Origin of the sequence: Pseudomonas sp. NPDC086251 (assembly GCF_044746405.1) — a bacterium.
Taxonomy (GTDB): domain Bacteria; phylum Pseudomonadota; class Gammaproteobacteria; order Pseudomonadales; family Pseudomonadaceae; genus Aquipseudomonas.
Genome location: NZ_JBIVBY010000053.1, coordinates 1 through 14,053 on the forward strand (window position 1 = coordinate 1; position 14,053 = coordinate 14,053).

12 protein-coding genes and 4 tRNA genes are annotated in these 14,053 nt (G+C 58.3%); 9 read left to right on the forward strand and 7 right to left on the reverse strand.

Going from position 1 to position 14,053, the window contains the following annotated elements:
• Positions 1-99: 99 nt before the first annotated feature.
• Complete coding sequence (locus ACIPL2_RS33290; protein ID WP_401364552.1) at positions 100-858, reverse strand: hypothetical protein; 759 nt, start codon at positions 856-858, stop codon at positions 100-102.
• 391 nt (positions 859-1,249) lie between these two features.
• Here ACIPL2_RS33290 and ACIPL2_RS33295 point away from each other — a divergent pair.
• From ACIPL2_RS33295 to ACIPL2_RS33310, 4 genes are all read left to right on the forward strand, one after another.
• Positions 1,250-1,325, forward strand: a tRNA-Glu gene (locus ACIPL2_RS33295).
• A 2-nt stretch (positions 1,326-1,327) separates the two neighbouring features.
• Positions 1,328-1,403, forward strand: a tRNA-Gly gene (locus ACIPL2_RS33300).
• Between the two features lie 105 nt (positions 1,404-1,508).
• A tRNA-Glu gene (locus tag ACIPL2_RS33305) sits at positions 1,509-1,584 on the forward strand.
• Between the two features lie 3 nt (positions 1,585-1,587).
• Positions 1,588-1,663 (forward strand) — tRNA-Gly (locus ACIPL2_RS33310).
• 225 nt (positions 1,664-1,888) lie between these two features.
• Here ACIPL2_RS33310 and ACIPL2_RS33315 read toward each other — a convergent pair.
• The 4 genes from ACIPL2_RS33315 to ACIPL2_RS33330 all read right to left on the reverse strand — a co-directional run bounded on the left by ACIPL2_RS33315 (position 1,889) and on the right by ACIPL2_RS33330 (position 5,957).
• A complete protein-coding gene (locus tag ACIPL2_RS33315; protein ID WP_401364555.1) occupies positions 1,889-3,628 on the reverse strand; it encodes a dipeptidase in 1,740 nt (579 codons plus the stop codon).
• A 199-nt stretch (positions 3,629-3,827) separates the two neighbouring features.
• On the reverse strand, positions 3,828-4,466 hold the full coding sequence (locus ACIPL2_RS33320; protein ID WP_401364558.1) for a LysE family translocator: 639 nt from the start codon (positions 4,464-4,466) through the stop codon (positions 3,828-3,830).
• Between the two features lies 1 nt (position 4,467).
• Entirely contained in the window at positions 4,468-5,238 is a 771-nt protein-coding gene (locus tag ACIPL2_RS33325; RefSeq protein ID WP_401364561.1) for a 2OG-Fe(II) oxygenase, read from the reverse strand.
• 92 nt (positions 5,239-5,330) lie between these two features.
• Positions 5,331-5,957: an alanyl-tRNA editing protein gene (locus ACIPL2_RS33330; protein ID WP_401364564.1), complete on the reverse strand. Its 627-nt coding sequence runs from the start codon at positions 5,955-5,957 to the stop codon at positions 5,331-5,333.
• Positions 5,958-6,047: 90 nt separating this feature from the next.
• Here ACIPL2_RS33330 and ACIPL2_RS33335 point away from each other — a divergent pair, with 90 nt between their 5' ends.
• Positions 6,048-7,034 (forward strand): LysR family transcriptional regulator, encoded by a 987-nt coding sequence (locus ACIPL2_RS33335; RefSeq protein WP_401364567.1) that lies wholly within the window; start codon positions 6,048-6,050, stop codon positions 7,032-7,034.
• A gap of 148 nt (positions 7,035-7,182) precedes the next feature.
• Here ACIPL2_RS33335 and ACIPL2_RS33340 read toward each other — a convergent pair whose 3' ends face one another.
• Together ACIPL2_RS33340 and ACIPL2_RS33345 are read right to left on the reverse strand one after the other, a co-directional pair.
• On the reverse strand, positions 7,183-7,590 hold the full coding sequence (locus ACIPL2_RS33340; RefSeq protein ID WP_401364570.1) for a PA2817 family protein: 408 nt from the start codon (positions 7,588-7,590) through the stop codon (positions 7,183-7,185).
• Positions 7,591-7,664: 74 nt separating this feature from the next.
• Complete coding sequence (locus tag ACIPL2_RS33345) at positions 7,665-10,112, reverse strand: acyl-CoA dehydrogenase (RefSeq protein WP_401364573.1); 2,448 nt, start codon at positions 10,110-10,112, stop codon at positions 7,665-7,667.
• A 248-nt stretch (positions 10,113-10,360) separates the two neighbouring features.
• On the opposite strand from ACIPL2_RS33345, the gene ACIPL2_RS33350 reads away from it, so the two are divergent.
• From ACIPL2_RS33350 to ACIPL2_RS33365, 4 genes are all read left to right on the forward strand, one after another.
• A complete protein-coding gene (locus tag ACIPL2_RS33350) occupies positions 10,361-11,020 on the forward strand; it encodes a transglutaminase family protein (RefSeq protein WP_401364576.1) in 660 nt (219 codons plus the stop codon).
• A 43-nt stretch (positions 11,021-11,063) separates the two neighbouring features.
• Positions 11,064-11,687 carry a glutathione S-transferase family protein gene (locus ACIPL2_RS33355; RefSeq protein ID WP_401364579.1) on the forward strand — a complete coding sequence of 208 codons (624 nt, stop codon included), beginning with the start codon at positions 11,064-11,066 and terminating at the stop codon, positions 11,685-11,687.
• Positions 11,688-11,819: 132 nt separating this feature from the next.
• Entirely contained in the window at positions 11,820-12,752 is a 933-nt protein-coding gene (locus ACIPL2_RS33360; protein WP_401364582.1) for an ABC transporter ATP-binding protein, read from the forward strand.
• The gene (locus tag ACIPL2_RS33365) at positions 12,749-13,528 is read left to right on the forward strand and encodes an ABC transporter permease (RefSeq protein ID WP_059406889.1); all 780 of its coding nucleotides are present in this window, start codon (positions 12,749-12,751) and stop codon (positions 13,526-13,528) included. Before ACIPL2_RS33360 ends, ACIPL2_RS33365 begins: the two co-directional genes overlap by 4 nt.
• The last annotated feature ends 525 nt before the right edge of the window (positions 13,529-14,053 follow it).

Here is a 14,053-nt window from a genome sequence, read left to right on the forward strand (position 1 = left end):
AAAAACAGAGTCAAAAGATCGCAGCCTCGTTTTACTCGACAGCTCCTACAGGGCAAAAAAAAGCCACCGGTCTGGGTGGCTTTTGTTCTTTTTCCCTGATCAGTCGTAAATCACTTTCTTCTTCCAGTCCGCGTCGGCCTCGACGTCTTTCAAGCCTTCGGTCAACTGGTTCACTTCGCCTTCGACCGGCGTGATTTTGTCCATGACTTGTGCGTTGGCGCGGGCCAGGAGTTTTTCCAGGTATTCGAGCTGTTCGGCGTAGACCTGTGGTTCCTGCTGTTTGCGCAGGTATTGCACGCCGCGTTCGAACGCCAGGCGGGCCTGGCCGGGCTGGTTTTGTTGCAGGGAGTGCTGGCCGAGGTTGTTGAAGAATTCGATGTGCAGCAGGACCAGGATGTGGCGAACTTCGCGGATCCAGCGTTTGGCTTCGTTGGTTGGCAGGAAACCGTCTTGTGCGGCACGGGTGATTTGGCCGTGCAGGGCTTCGAGCAGGAAGCGTACGTCTTTGGCTTTGGCCTCGGTCTGGATCGGTGCCGGTGGGTTGTTGACCGGGATCGATTCGCCCTGGGCAATCAGCGCGCTCAGTTCACCAATGCGTGCCTTGAGGTTGGCGCTGGTTTTTTCCAGATGGAGCAGGCGTTGGCAGACGTTCAGCTCCAGCCGGGTCAACAGCAGCTTGAGCGCCGGCGTCATCAGCTGACCGGGGAAGGTCTCGGTGATTTCGCCGCAGCGACGCAGGCGGTCGTTGAGTTCTACCTTGGTGCGGGCCTTTTCCAACTTGTTGTTTTCCACCACATGGTTCATGTAGCCAATGGCGATCAATAGTGCGATCCCGGCTACGACTAGCAGGGTGATCATGAGTGGCGTCACCGGTAAGACCTCTTTATTGGGTTTGCGTGCGAGTGTAGTGGCTTGGCATTGGGGCGCCTAGGACCGCTCGACGAGTTGAATCGGTTGTGGCTCTGTTGTTATCGGCCGTCGTTGTACTTCTATAAATGCTGGCAAATATATGTCGGATTGCCATCATCTTCTCGCCGTCGACTATAACGCCTTGGTAGAAGCCAGAATATAGGCGTCAACGATCAGGCGACGGAAAACCCAGAAAGGCGCCCTTAAGCAGGTCGAAGTCATTGATTTAAATAAATTTATAGTTGGGGGTTGACGACCCCTCAATCCATCCATAGAATGCGCGCCACTTACAGCGTAAAGCACACAGCGAAACGCGGTAGGCAGTGAATGTTGTACGTGTGTCCCCTTCGTCTAGTGGCCTAGGACACCGCCCTTTCACGGCGGTAACAGGGGTTCGAGTCCCCTAGGGGACGCCAATGCGGGAATAGCTCAGTTGGTAGAGCACGACCTTGCCAAGGTCGGGGTCGCGAGTTCGAGTCTCGTTTCCCGCTCCAATTTTAAACAGCGTTGCTTTCGGGCAGGGCTGAGTGAAACCAGAACCGGTATCTTCGGATACGGATTTGGGCACTGAAATACACACCATGTGTTTCAGTTAGCGTGTCCCCTTCGTCTAGTGGCCTAGGACACCGCCCTTTCACGGCGGTAACAGGGGTTCGAGTCCCCTAGGGGACGCCATTTGCGGGAATAGCTCAGTTGGTAGAGCACGACCTTGCCAAGGTCGGGGTCGCGAGTTCGAGTCTCGTTTCCCGCTCCATATTTAACGAAAACGCCGCTCAGCAATGAGCGGCGTTTTTGTTTGTGCATTTTTTATGAAAATGGAAAAGGGGGGCTGTTGTAGGAGTTTGCTCGCAATGGACCTGAGGGTGACGCGTGTATCCAGCCCAGTACGCGTTTTCGTTAACGTCCATCGCGAGCAAGCTCGCTCCTACAGGTATGTGTTGAAAGCAGGGCCCGCCAGGACAGCGGGTCCGACGGTGCATCAGAGCTTCGGCAACTGCCCGATGCGCCCCATCATTTCGGTCACGATCTGCAAGTCCAGCAGGAATTGGTCAACGGTCTTGAACTCGTTGTCGGTGTGGCCGGTGTACTTGACCTCGGGCCTGGCCAGGCCGAATTGCACGCCATTGGGCAGTTCATGGACCGAGGTAGCGCCGGCAGAGGTACCGAATTTGTGTTCCATGCCCAGGTTTTCAGTGGATACGTCCAGCAACGCCTTGACCCATTCGCCCTCAGGGTTGCGGTACATCGGCTCGGCGATCGAGTAGTCGAAGGTCGCCGCCACGTGGGTCTGCTTGCTCCATGCCGCAATCTTTTCAGCAATTTGGGCCTTGAGCACTTCCGGGGACTTACCCTTCGGCACGCGCAGGTTGACCGCGAGCTTGAAGGTTTTGTCATCCATCCCGACAAAAGTCAGGGACGTGGTCAGCGGGCCCATGAACGCATCGGAAAAACCGACGCCCAATTTGCCCCCCAGGTAATCCAGCCCCCAGTTATCGGCAGCGTAACGGGCGGCGTCGGTAATGTGGTTGTGCTTGAGCGCGACTTTTCCGTCGAGGCTGTTGATGAAGTCCAGCATCCTCGCCACCGGGTTGACGCCTGACTCAGGCTCGGAGGAATGGGCCGACACGCCAGTGACCGTCAGCTTGACGTCCTTGCCTTCAACCTTGGCGTTCACCTCGAAATTGCCGCCGTTGCGCTGGGCATAATCAGCGCCGGCCTTTTGCAGGCTGGCGGCCAGTTCGGCAGGCGCGTCGCTCACCAGAATGGCGACAGAGGTCGACGGAATCTGGTTAGTGGCCATGCCGCCGGTCATCGAGATAACTTCAGCGCCCTTGCCATCACCCTTGCGCTTGGGAAAGTTCGCCATGACGGTGCCGGAGCCTTTCTCGGCGATCACCACCGGGTAGCCGCCATCCAGCGCCAGGTTGTAGTTGGGCGTGGGGTTGTGTTCGAAGTAATAGGGGATCGCGTCGCCGGTGGTTTCCTCGGTGGTGTCTACCAGCAGCTTGAAATGCCTCGCCAGCGGCAGCTTCTCTTCCTTGATGACCTTCATGGCGTACATCGCCACCACGATGCCGTTCTTGTCATCCTCGGTGCCGCGGCCATACAGGCGGTCGCCGATCAGGGTGACTTTGAACGGGTCGAGTTTAGTGCCGTCTTTCAGGACCCAGTTTTCCGGCGTCACTGGCACCACATCGGCATGCGCATGAATGCCCACGACTTCATCGCCACTGCCTTCGAGGGAGATTTCATAGACGCGATTGTCGATGTTGCGAAAGTTCAGGTTGAAGGCCTGGGCCAGTCCCTTGATCTTGTCGGCGATCTTGATGAATTCAGGATTATCGTGTTGGGCAACACCGTCCACCTGGAAGGTCGGGATGGCCACCAGCTCACGCAACGTTGCGGTGGCGGCATTGCCGTATTTCACCCGTGCGTAGAGGCCCAGCAAGCGATGGATCTCGTTCTGCTGTTCGGCGGAAAGCGTCTTGTTGTCGAGGAAAGCACTGATCGCCGCGCCGAGGTTGTCGGTTTTCGCGAGGTCGCTCTTGGCCAGGCTTCCCAGGAACTGCCTGAAATCGGTGACCGATGCATCATTGAAGGTTTTGAGGATGATCGCGCTCTGTTGCGGGGTGATGTTGGCGTGCGCGGCCGTGGTGAACGACGAAAGGCTGGCGAGCATCAGCGTGGTCGCGGCCAGGTGCTTGAGTGAAAAATCCATTGCTGGGGGGCATTCCTTTGCAGGCAGTTTGTGGGAAATATCTGATCGTTTAATCAGAAAACGTTTTCAAGCTAACACCAAGAAGGCGTGAGGCGGGAGACCTTGAAGCAGGATCTGTCGCACAGAAACTCAAAAGCGACGCAGAAACGAAAAAGGCCCGCCAGTCAGACTGAACGGGCCTTTTGCAGGTTCGAGGTATTTACATCGACAGAATCAACCGGCCGGCGAACAGGATCAGAATCACCCCCATCGTCCGCTCGAACCAATGCCCCATGCGCATAAACAGCAAGCGCACTCTGCTACTTGAAAAGAACAGCGCAACGATCACAAACCATAACGCATTCACAAAACACATCCAGACTCCGTACAGCGCCTGGATTTTCAATGGCGTCGAGGCGCTGATGATCGTGGTGAAGATCGCCAGGAAAAACAGCGTGGCCTTGGGGTTGGTGGCGTTGGTCAGGAATCCCGTGGTAAACGCCTTCAGCAGCGTTTGCTCAACGACGGGTTCGTCTGAATTTTTCTCGCCCTCCAGCACGGTTTTCGGTTGGCTGCGCAACAAGCTGACGCCGAGGTACAGAATGTAGGCGCCGCCCACGACCTTGGCCACCGTTAACAGCCACGGCGTGGTGTGCATCAGCGCGCCGACCCCGAGCAAGGTGTAAAGCACGTGCACGGAAATGCCCGCGCCGATGCCCAGTGCCGTGCAGATCCCCACCCATCGGCCGAAACGCACGCTCTGGCGGATGGTGACCGCGAAGTCCGGTCCGGGGGCGACCACGGCCAGGAAGTGAATCGTCGCCAGCGCCAGAAACTCGCCCAGGTAATTTGAAAGCATCTCAACTCCAGTAGGTAAGGGGTGAAGCATTGCCGCGATAACCGACAAAGAATGAAAGGCTCAAGCGCGGATCCGCCACGCCCGGTGTCACCGAGTGCATGCGGCGCGAATTGAACATGATGAAGTCCCCCGGATCAGGCCGAACCTCCAGGGCCGGGAGACCGAGCAACGCCGGGTCGATGCCGTAACTGTCGCCGCGCATTTCGTCGAACTGTTCCGGGGAAATGTCGTCGTCCCACATCTGCAACGCGCCGCCCTCGGTGGGCATGTTCAGGTACACATTGCAGGCAAACTGCGCTTCCAGGCTTCGGGCCTGGAAACTGTCCGGGGCGTCCTTGGCGAAAATGTCGTGGTGGGCCAGGAAGCACACGCCGGGTTTCACCACTCGGGACAGCCCGACATACATCTTGCGGCCGTAGAGGTTTTCCAGGTGGGCACCCGCCGGCCAGGACTCGTCGAGCATGCAGCGCAACGTATCGACCGGGGACGAGTAGGGCGCACAACGGTGACGCAACTCCGCAATGTTGCGGCTGGCGCGTTCGAAATAATCTTCGATCAGCAGCGGCTGGTTCTCCGCTTCATAAAACGCCATGCCGATGCGACCGATGCTCGGGGCATTGATGTAACCCTCGAAGCCAGGGGCGAGGATCTTGTCGCCGATCTGCAGCGCCAGCGGTCGGGGCAGGAAGCCTTTGACGCGAATGGCGAGGACTTCTTCGTTGGCCAGTTTTTTTATGCACGTCTCATCGAGACGCTCGACGTCAAGCATCATGTCTTAGGTCCATCTAACAGAGAGTCAACGGAACCCGCGAATGCAGATTCCCCCGGCGTGAGGCGATGGCAGTTGCACCATCGCCCAAATGCTCAATCCACGCTGTAGTGGACTGACAGCGTTCCTTTCTTTTGCGAAACGGAGGCGATCGTGACCGTGCCCAAATCCTTCAGGCTACGGACATGGGTGCCGCCGCAGCCGTAGGCAGGCAACTCACCGAAGCCGATTTCGCGAGCGCCTTCGCGCAGCGACGTCAGGCGCGGCAGGTCATGGGCGATCCACTGCTCGATGCCGAACTGAACGGTCTGGGCATCGACGTCTTGGGCGCTCTCCGCCGGTTTGAATTGCACGCGTCCTTCGCCCGGCCAGTGATGCGCCTTGATCGGCATCCAGCCCATCGCCTGGACGAAGTGCCCGATCAAATGGCCGGCGGAATGCATGCGCGTATTGAACTGGCGACGAGGCGCATCGACCCGAATCTGGATCATGCCGAGTTTTACCGGGTGGTCGACGAAGTGGACGATCCGGTCCGGATCCTGAACCACGCGCAGCACCCGGCTTTCACCAATAAATCCAGTGTCGAAGGGCTGCCCGCCGCCCTGAGGGTGAAACAACGTGGCGCGCAGCACCACGGCGAATTCGTTCTCGTGGGGCGTGCAATCCAGGACTTCTACGTTAGCCTTGAGATCATCACTATGGAAAAAGAGGCGAAGCGTCATATTCCATGCCCTTATTAATTTTCTATTTTTTATTATATGGAGCCTGGAATTGCGTGATAATCCGTTCAAACATCAAAGGACTGTTGCGCCGTGAGCATAAATCTTCCCCTGCCACTGCTGGGTGAAATGGCGATTTTCGTCAAAGTCGTCGAGACTGGCAGTTTCTCCGAAGCGGCCCGCCAGTTGGGCTCTTCACCCTCGGCAGTCAGTCGCAGCATTTCGCGACTGGAGAAGGCGCTCGCCACCCGTTTGCTGCAACGCACCACGCGCAAGCTGCGTTTGAGCGACGGCGGTGAAGAGGTGTTCAAGCGCTGTCAGGAAATGGTCAGCGCGGCCAAGTCGGTGATGGAAATCAGCGGTCAGTTCACCCATGAGGCCGAAGGGCTGGTGCGCGTCAGCGTGCCGAAAGCAGTGGGACGATTCGTGATTCACCCGCATATGCCAGAGTTTTTGCGGCGTTATCCGAAAGTGGATGTGGAGTTGTTGCTGGAGGACCGTCAGGTGGATTTGATCGACGACAACATTGACCTGGCGATTCGTATCACCGACCGGCCACCCGCAGGACTGGTGGGGCGGCAATTGCTGACCATCGACCATTTGCTCTGCGCAACGCCGCAGTACCTGGCCGAGCACGGCACGCCGACCCATCCCCACGATTTGCTTAACCACAGTTGCATCTACCTGGGCGAAACCCCGAGTGATGCGCGCTGGAAATTCAAGAAAGGCACCAAGGCGGTGACCGTCGGTGTGCGCGGGCGTTATGCCGCCAACCACACCGGGGTGCGCTTGGGCGCGGTGTTGCAGCACATCGGGATTGGCAGCCTGCCGTATTTCACCGCGCGGTATGCGCTGGAGCAGGGGTTGATCGTGCAGGTGTTGCCGGACTGGACCTTCCTCGCTTCTTACCATGGCGGCGCGTGGTTGCTGCATTCGCCGACCCGGTATCTGCCGCCGAAATTGCGCGTGTTTATCGACTATCTGGTGGAGTGCCTGGAGAAGGAGCCAACCCTGAGCAAGCCGGGCAAGCCGAAGGTGGCGGCGGAGTACGAGCTGCCTGAGAGTGATGGGCTGCTCTGACGGACGCCTTCGCGGGCAAGCCTCGCTCCTACAGGGATCGCACAACCCCTGTAGGAGCGAGGCTTGCCCGCGAAGGCGTCCTCAGCCATGCCACAAAAAAAGGCCCGCATGAACAACCGTGCGGGCCTTTTACTTTGCTGATCGTGGATCAGTGCTTGCTGTCGTCGTTCGACATCGCCAGCAGCTGTTTTTCCTGGTTCCAGTCGAACGGTTCATCGTTCTGTTCGGCTTCGAAACGGCGCTCTTCCAGCGCCTGGTACAAGTCGATTTCATCGTCCGGCATGTAATGCAGGCAGTCACCGGCGAAGTACCACAGCAGGTCGCGCGGGACCAGGTGGGCGATTTGCGGGTAACGGGTAATCACCTGGCACATGATGTCCTGGCCCAGGTATTGGCTTTCGATCGGGTCGACCGGCAGCAACGCACGCAGTTCGTCGAAGCGCTCCAGGAACAAGGCATGGCTTTCTTCGGGAACCTGTTCGGCCTCACCTACGGCGACCAGGATGCTGCGCAGGTGGTCGAGCAAGACAAGATGATCGGCAACGACATTGGACACGAGATAAGTCCTCAAGAGCAAAACGGGCGCAGGAGTATAAAGCGCCTGCGCCCTTTTTTACATGTCTGGCTGGATCAGCGGACTTTTCCTACCGCCAGCGCCAACTCCTCTTTGTCGAAATCATCGACATCGATCACCTTGCGCCGCGCCGCTTCGGCCTCACGCAGGGTTTGCGCTTCCACCGGCTGCAACACGCCTGCTTCCAACGCTGCATCAATGGCATGTTCCCCGGCGGCGGGTTTGACCTGTCCGCTTTTGAGTGCCACGTGCAGTTTTTTCTGCAACGGCTGCGCTGCGCTCAACAGGTTGCACGCGTGTTGCAGTGCGCCGACGGCGTCATCAGGCGATTGCGGACGGTAGCAGCCGCCGAGCAACTCTTCGAGGGTCGGATCGCCCTTGGCGCGGCCGATCACCGCAGCCACTTGCGCGCCGAGTTTGTCCGATGGCCCTTTGTGACGGCGGCCGAACGGGAACACGATCACTCGCAGCAGGCAACCCAGCACCTTGTTCGGGAAGTTGCTCAGCAGTTCATCCAGCGCACGTTCCGACTGGCCAAGGCTTTCTTCCATGGCCCAGGTAAACAGCGGCGCCATGTGCTCCGGCGAATCGAGGTCGTGGTAACGCTTGAGCGCGGCGGAGGCGAGGTACAGGTTGCTCAGTACATCGCCTAGTCGGGCGGACAGCCGTTCGCGACGTTTCAGTTCACCGCCCAGCAGCATCATGCTCAGGTCGGCGAGCATCGCGAACGCCGCCGCCTGACGGTTGAGCGCGCGGAAGTAACCCTGGCTGAGCTTGTCGCCCGGCGTGTGTTCGAAGTGACCGAAGCCGAGGTTCAGCACCAGGGTACTGGCGGCGTTGCTCACGGCAAAACCGATGTGCTTGAGCAGCAGGCCATCGAATTCGTTGAGGGCCTGATCCTTGTCCTCACGACCTGCGAGGGCCATTTCTTTCAGTACGAATGGATGGCAGCGAATCGCGCCCTGGCCGAAAATCATCAGATTGCGCGAGAGAATGTTCGCGCCTTCCACAGTGATGAAGATCGGCGCGCCATTCCAGTTGCGCCCGAGGTAGTTGTTCGGCCCCATGATGATCGCCTTGCCGCCGTGAACATCCATGGCGTGGCTGATGCACTCGCGGCCACGCTCAGTGAGGTGGTACTTGAGAATGGCCGACAGCACCGAGGGTTTCTCGCCCAGGTCCACCGCGTTGGCGGTCAGCATCCGCGCGGCGTCCATCATCCAGGCGTTGCCGCCGATGCGCGCCATGGCTTCCTGAATACCTTCAAACGCCGACAGCGGAACGTTGAACTGTTCACGCACCTGGGCGTATTGGCCGGTTACCAGACTGGTGAACTTCGCCGCGCCGGTGCCCACCGCCGGCAACGAAATCGAACGCCCGACCGACAGGCAGTTCATCAGCATCATCCAGCCTTTGCCGAGCATTTCCTGGCCGCCGATGAGGAAGTCCAGCGGCACGAAGACGTCCTTGCCGGAGTTCGGGCCGTTCATGAACGCTGCGCCCAACGGCAGATGACGACGGCCGATTTCAACCCCGGCGGTATCGGTCGGAATCAACGCCAGGCTGATGCCCAGGTCTTCCTTGTCACCCAGCAGGTGGTCCGGGTCGTAAGCCTTGAAAGCGAGGCCGAGAAGGGTGGCCACCGGGCCCAGCGTGATGTAGCGCTTTTCCCAGTTCAGGCGCAGGCCGAGGGTTTCCTTGCCTTCCCATTCACCTTTGCAGATGACACCGGTGTCGGGCATGGCGCCAGCATCGGAGCCGGCCAATGGCCCGGTCAACGCGAAGCATGGGATGTCATCGCCGCGCGCCAGCCGTGGCAGGTAATGGTTACGTTGTTCGTCGGTGCCGTAATGCAGCAGCAGTTCGGCCGGGCCGAGGGAGTTGGGGACCATTACGGTGGAGGCGAGGTCGCCACTGCGGGTCGCCAGTTTCATCGCCACTTGCGAGTGGGCATAAGCCGAGAAGCCTTTGCCGCCAAACTCCTTGGGAATGATCAGGGCGAAGAAACCGTTTTCCTTGATGTGGGTCCAGGCCTCGGGCGGCAGGTCCATGTCTTGTCCGATCTGCCAGTCGCTGACCATGGCGCAGAGTGCTTCGGTCGGGCCGTCGATGAAGGCCTGTTCCTCTTCACTCAGCTGCGCTTTTGGATAGGACAACAGTTTGTTCCAGTCCGGGCGGCCGCTGAACAGTTCACCGTCCCACCACACCGTGCCGGCATCGATGGCGTCGCGTTCGGTTTGCGACATAGGCGGCAGGGTTTTCTGGAACCAGTTGAACAGCGGCGCGCTGAAGAATTTGCGACGCAGGTCGGGCAGCAACAAAGGCGCTGCGACGGCTGCGATCAACACCCAGAAAATCAGCAGCAGCCAGCCGGGGGCACGGCTGAAAATACCCATCGCCACCAGATACAGGGCAACAATGCCCAGGGCGGGCAGCGGGGCGATACGGCGGTGAGCTAACCAGGCAATCCCGACAACCAGAACCAGTATCCACAACAGCAGCATATTTAATCCTCCGTGAAACCAGGGCAAACCAACCTTCAGAGCTTAGACGGCATCCGCAAAACAGGGTGATCAGCTCGATGTGTTTGAATTCGTGGGAAACCTTGGATGAATTCTGTAGGCCCGGTTGGCAACAGGCCGTGGAAATCGTTCGTTAGGCGGGCGACAAAGCGTCCATGTTTGGCCGAAACGTCGTTATCTCTGTGCTGAACGTGTCGATAGACTCGTGGCTTCCCCAGGAGATTATTCTCATGCACGAGTATCTGAGTCCCGGCCGCTTCATCGATAGTGACCATCCGTCGGTGGTGGAGTTCGCCGAAACCCATCGCGGCAGCGGTCGCGCTCCGCTCGAGCAGGCGATCAACCTTTATTACGCCGTGCGCGAAGCTGTGCGTTACAACCCCTACACCTTCAGCCGCGACCCGCAGACCTTGCGCGGCAGTTATGCGCTGGCGGCCGGGGAAAGTTACTGCGTGCCTAAAGCCACACTGCTGGCCGGGTGCGCCCGGCATTGCGCAATCCCGGCACGTATCGGGCTGGCGGACGTGCGCAATCATTTGTCGACACCGCGCCTGCTTGAGTTGCTCAAGAGCGACGTGTTCGCCATGCACGGCTACACCGAGTTGTATCTGAACGGTCGCTGGGTCAAGGCGACGCCGGCGTTCAATCAAGGCTTGTGCGAACTGTTCAATGTCGCGCCGCTGGAATTCGACGGGATCAACGACAGCGTTTTCCATCCCTTCAATCGCGATGGCGAACAGTTGATGGAGTATCTGGTGGATCACGGGCAGTTCACCGACGTGCCCGAAGCGTTCTTTTTCGAGCACCTGGAAAAGTGCTATCCGCATCTGTTCAGCGAGCAACTGCCGCCATTGCTGGGGGACATGCAGAGCGATTTGAGTCGCGCCTGATCCGGCGTATGCTGCCTGCGCATTCATCCATAAAGAGGCGGTCATGCTGAAGATCTGGGGTCGGAAAAATTCGTCGAATGTCAGAAAACCTTTGTGGGCCGCCGAGGAGCTGCGCCTGGCCTATGAAGCCATCGATGCGGGCGGCGCCTTTGGTGTAGTCGATACGCCGGAGTACCGTGCGATGAACCCGAATGGTCGCGTGCCGGTGATTGAAGATGACGGTTTCGTGCTGTGGGAATCCAACGCCATCGTGCGTTACCTGATGGCGCTCCACGCCAACGGCACGGCCTGGTACCCGCAAGATCCGAAGGCCCGCGCCACGGCCGACAAGTGGATGGACTGGACCACGTCCAGTTTTGCCGGCCCGTTCCGCACGGTGTTCTGGGGTGTCTTGCGTACGCCGGCCGATCAGCAGGACTGGTCGGCCATCAACGCCGCGATCAAGGAATGCGACAGCTTGCTGGCGATGGCCGATCACGCATTGGCTACTCAACCGTACCTGTCGGGCGATGAAATCGGCATGGGCGATATCCCCCTGGGCTGTTTCATTTATGCCTGGTTCGAGATGCCGATCGAGCGCGCGCCGCAGCCACATCTTGAAGCCTGGTATGCCCGCTTGAAACAGCGTCCGGCGTATCAGAAAGCCGTTATGACCGCGTTGACTTAATACTCACTATCGACACACTTGACTGTACTTGTGTGGCGGCGACAAGCACCATTGCGCTCATGCGCCGTGGTTGTATTGATCGCCGCCCGCCCTTAGTTATTCCTTTCCTCCCTTCTTGGTGCGTAATCCGATATGAGTTCCGCTCTGTCCATCCGGCAGCTAACCAAAACCTACGGCAACGGTTTCCAGGCCCTGAGTGGTATCGATCTGGACGTCGCCGAAGGTGACTTTTTCGCCTTGCTCGGCCCTAACGGCGCCGGCAAATCCACGACCATCGGCATTCTCTCGACCCTGGTGAACAAGACCAGCGGCACGGTGAATATTTTTGGTAACGACCTGGACAAGAATCCTGCGCAGCTCAAACGCTCCATTGGCGTGGTGCCGCAGGAATTCAATTTCAACCAGTTCGAAAAGACCTTCGACATCGTCGTGACCCAGGCCGGTTACTACGGCATTCCGCCGAAAATCGCCAAGGAACGCGCCGAGCAATACCTGACTCAGCTGGGGCTGTGGGACAAGCGCGATGTGCCGTCGCGCTCGTTGTCCGGTGGCATGAAGCGTCGCCTGATGATCGCTCGCGCGCTGGTTCACGAACCGCGCCTGCTGATCCTCGACGAACCGACGGCGGGTGTGGACATCGAACTGCGTCGCTCGATGTGGACCTTCCTCACCGAGCTGAACAAGCAAGGCATCACCATCATCCTCACCACCCACTACCTGGAAGAGGCTGAGCAGTTGTGCCGCAACATCGGCATCATCGACCACGGCACCATCGTCGAGAACACCAGCATGAAACAGTTGCTCGGCCAACTGCATGTGGAAACGTTCTTGCTCGACATGAAAAACGATCTGAAAGTGGCGCCGCAGTTACTCGGGTACGCCACCAAACTGCTCGACAGTCACACCCTGGAAGTTCAGGTGGACAAATCCATGGGCATCACCGCGTTGTTCACTCAACTGGCCCAGCAGAACATTGAAGTGCTGAGCCTGCGTAACAAAACCAATCGCCTTGAGGAGTTGTTCGTGTCCCTGGTGGAGAAAAATCTGTCGAAGGTGGCGGTATGAGTTCCGAGCTGCAACCCAACTTAGTTGCCCTCAATACCATCGTTTACCGGGAGGTCAGACGCTTTACCCGGATCTGGCCGCAGACGTTGCTACCGCCAGCGATCACCATGGTTTTGTATTTCGTGATCTTCGGTAATCTGATTGGCCGGCAGATTGGCGATATGGGTGGTTTCACCTATATGGAATACATCGTTCCGGGGTTGATCATGATGTCGGTGATCACTAACTCCTATGGCAACGTGGTCTCGAGTTTCTTTGGTAGCAAGTTTCAGCGTTCCATCGAGGAGTTGATGGTATCGCCGGTGTCGCCGCATACGATTCTGATCGGCTACACCTTGGGCGGCGTGCTGCGTGGGTTGATGGTCGGGATTATCGTGACGCTGTTGTCGTTGTTCTTCACGCATTTGCAGGTGCATCACCTGGGTGTGACCATTTTGGTGGTGGTGCTGACGGCGACGATCTTTTCGCTGCTGGGTTTCATCAATGCTGTGTTTGCGCGCAACTTTGATGATATTTCGATTATTCCAACGTTTGTGCTGACGCCGTTGACGTACTTGGGTGGGGTGTTTTACTCGATTACGTTGCTGCCGCCGTTTTGGCAGACGGTGTCGTTGGCTAACCCGGTATTGCATATGGTCAACGCGTTCCGTTACGGCATTCTTGGGGTTTCGGACATCAAGATCAGTGTCGCGATTACCTTTATGTTGGTGGCGACTGTGGCGCTTTACATTGGTTGCGCTCGATTGCTGGTTAGTGGGCGGGGGATGCGGACCTAGGTTCTGTGGTTTGTGTACATATCCATTTGTTTGGTTACGACTGCTATTGGTTCCGCCCGCCTGATTGGGGATGTTCCCCTGTAGGAGCGAGCTTGCTCGCGAAGAACGTCAACGATGACGCGTTTCAACAGGAGCACGCGGTGCCTGTGGGTCCATCGCGAGCAAGCTCGCTCCTACAGGGGGACGGTGACTAGACGCTACGTTCGCTTTTGATCTTGCCGTTGCTTCGGTTTTTGATCTTGATCTTGATCTGTTGCCCCTTTCCCAGAGGCCGAACGCAGGCGTTGCGCAGGGGGCAACCCGGCATGGATGCCGGGTTAGCCGCCCCCGGCCATGGATGGCCGATGGCGGCGGGCCCCCGGAGCAATGCCGGAGTGAGGGCATGCCGAGCCTAAGCGAGGCACCGAATGGAGGGGCAAAGCCTTTTGGTTACTTTTCGCTGGGCCGGCATTCCGGCGTCTGGAAAAGTGACTCGCTGTAAGAGCGAAACCGTCAGCAGCCACTGCCGAAGAAACGGATATGCCC

Coding starts and splice junctions, on each gene's coding strand:
- ACIPL2_RS33290 (WP_401364552.1), bottom strand. CDS start 858: ATGATCACCCTGCTAGTCGTAGCCGGGATCGCACTATTGATCGCCATT.
- ACIPL2_RS33315 (WP_401364555.1), bottom strand. CDS start 3,628: ATGGATTTTTCACTCAAGCACCTGGCCGCGACCACGCTGATGCTCGCC.
- ACIPL2_RS33320 (WP_401364558.1), bottom strand. CDS start 4,466: ATGCTTTCAAATTACCTGGGCGAGTTTCTGGCGCTGGCGACGATTCAC.
- ACIPL2_RS33325 (WP_401364561.1), bottom strand. CDS start 5,238: ATGATGCTTGACGTCGAGCGTCTCGATGAGACGTGCATAAAAAAACTG.
- ACIPL2_RS33330 (WP_401364564.1), bottom strand. CDS start 5,957: ATGACGCTTCGCCTCTTTTTCCATAGTGATGATCTCAAGGCTAACGTA.
- ACIPL2_RS33345 (WP_401364573.1), bottom strand. CDS start 10,112: ATGCTGCTGTTGTGGATACTGGTTCTGGTTGTCGGGATTGCCTGGTTA.
- ACIPL2_RS33350 (WP_401364576.1), top strand. CDS start 10,361: ATGCACGAGTATCTGAGTCCCGGCCGCTTCATCGATAGTGACCATCCG.
- ACIPL2_RS33355 (WP_401364579.1), top strand. CDS start 11,064: ATGCTGAAGATCTGGGGTCGGAAAAATTCGTCGAATGTCAGAAAACCT.
- ACIPL2_RS33360 (WP_401364582.1), top strand. CDS start 11,820: ATGAGTTCCGCTCTGTCCATCCGGCAGCTAACCAAAACCTACGGCAAC.
- ACIPL2_RS33365 (WP_059406889.1), top strand. CDS start 12,749: ATGAGTTCCGAGCTGCAACCCAACTTAGTTGCCCTCAATACCATCGTT.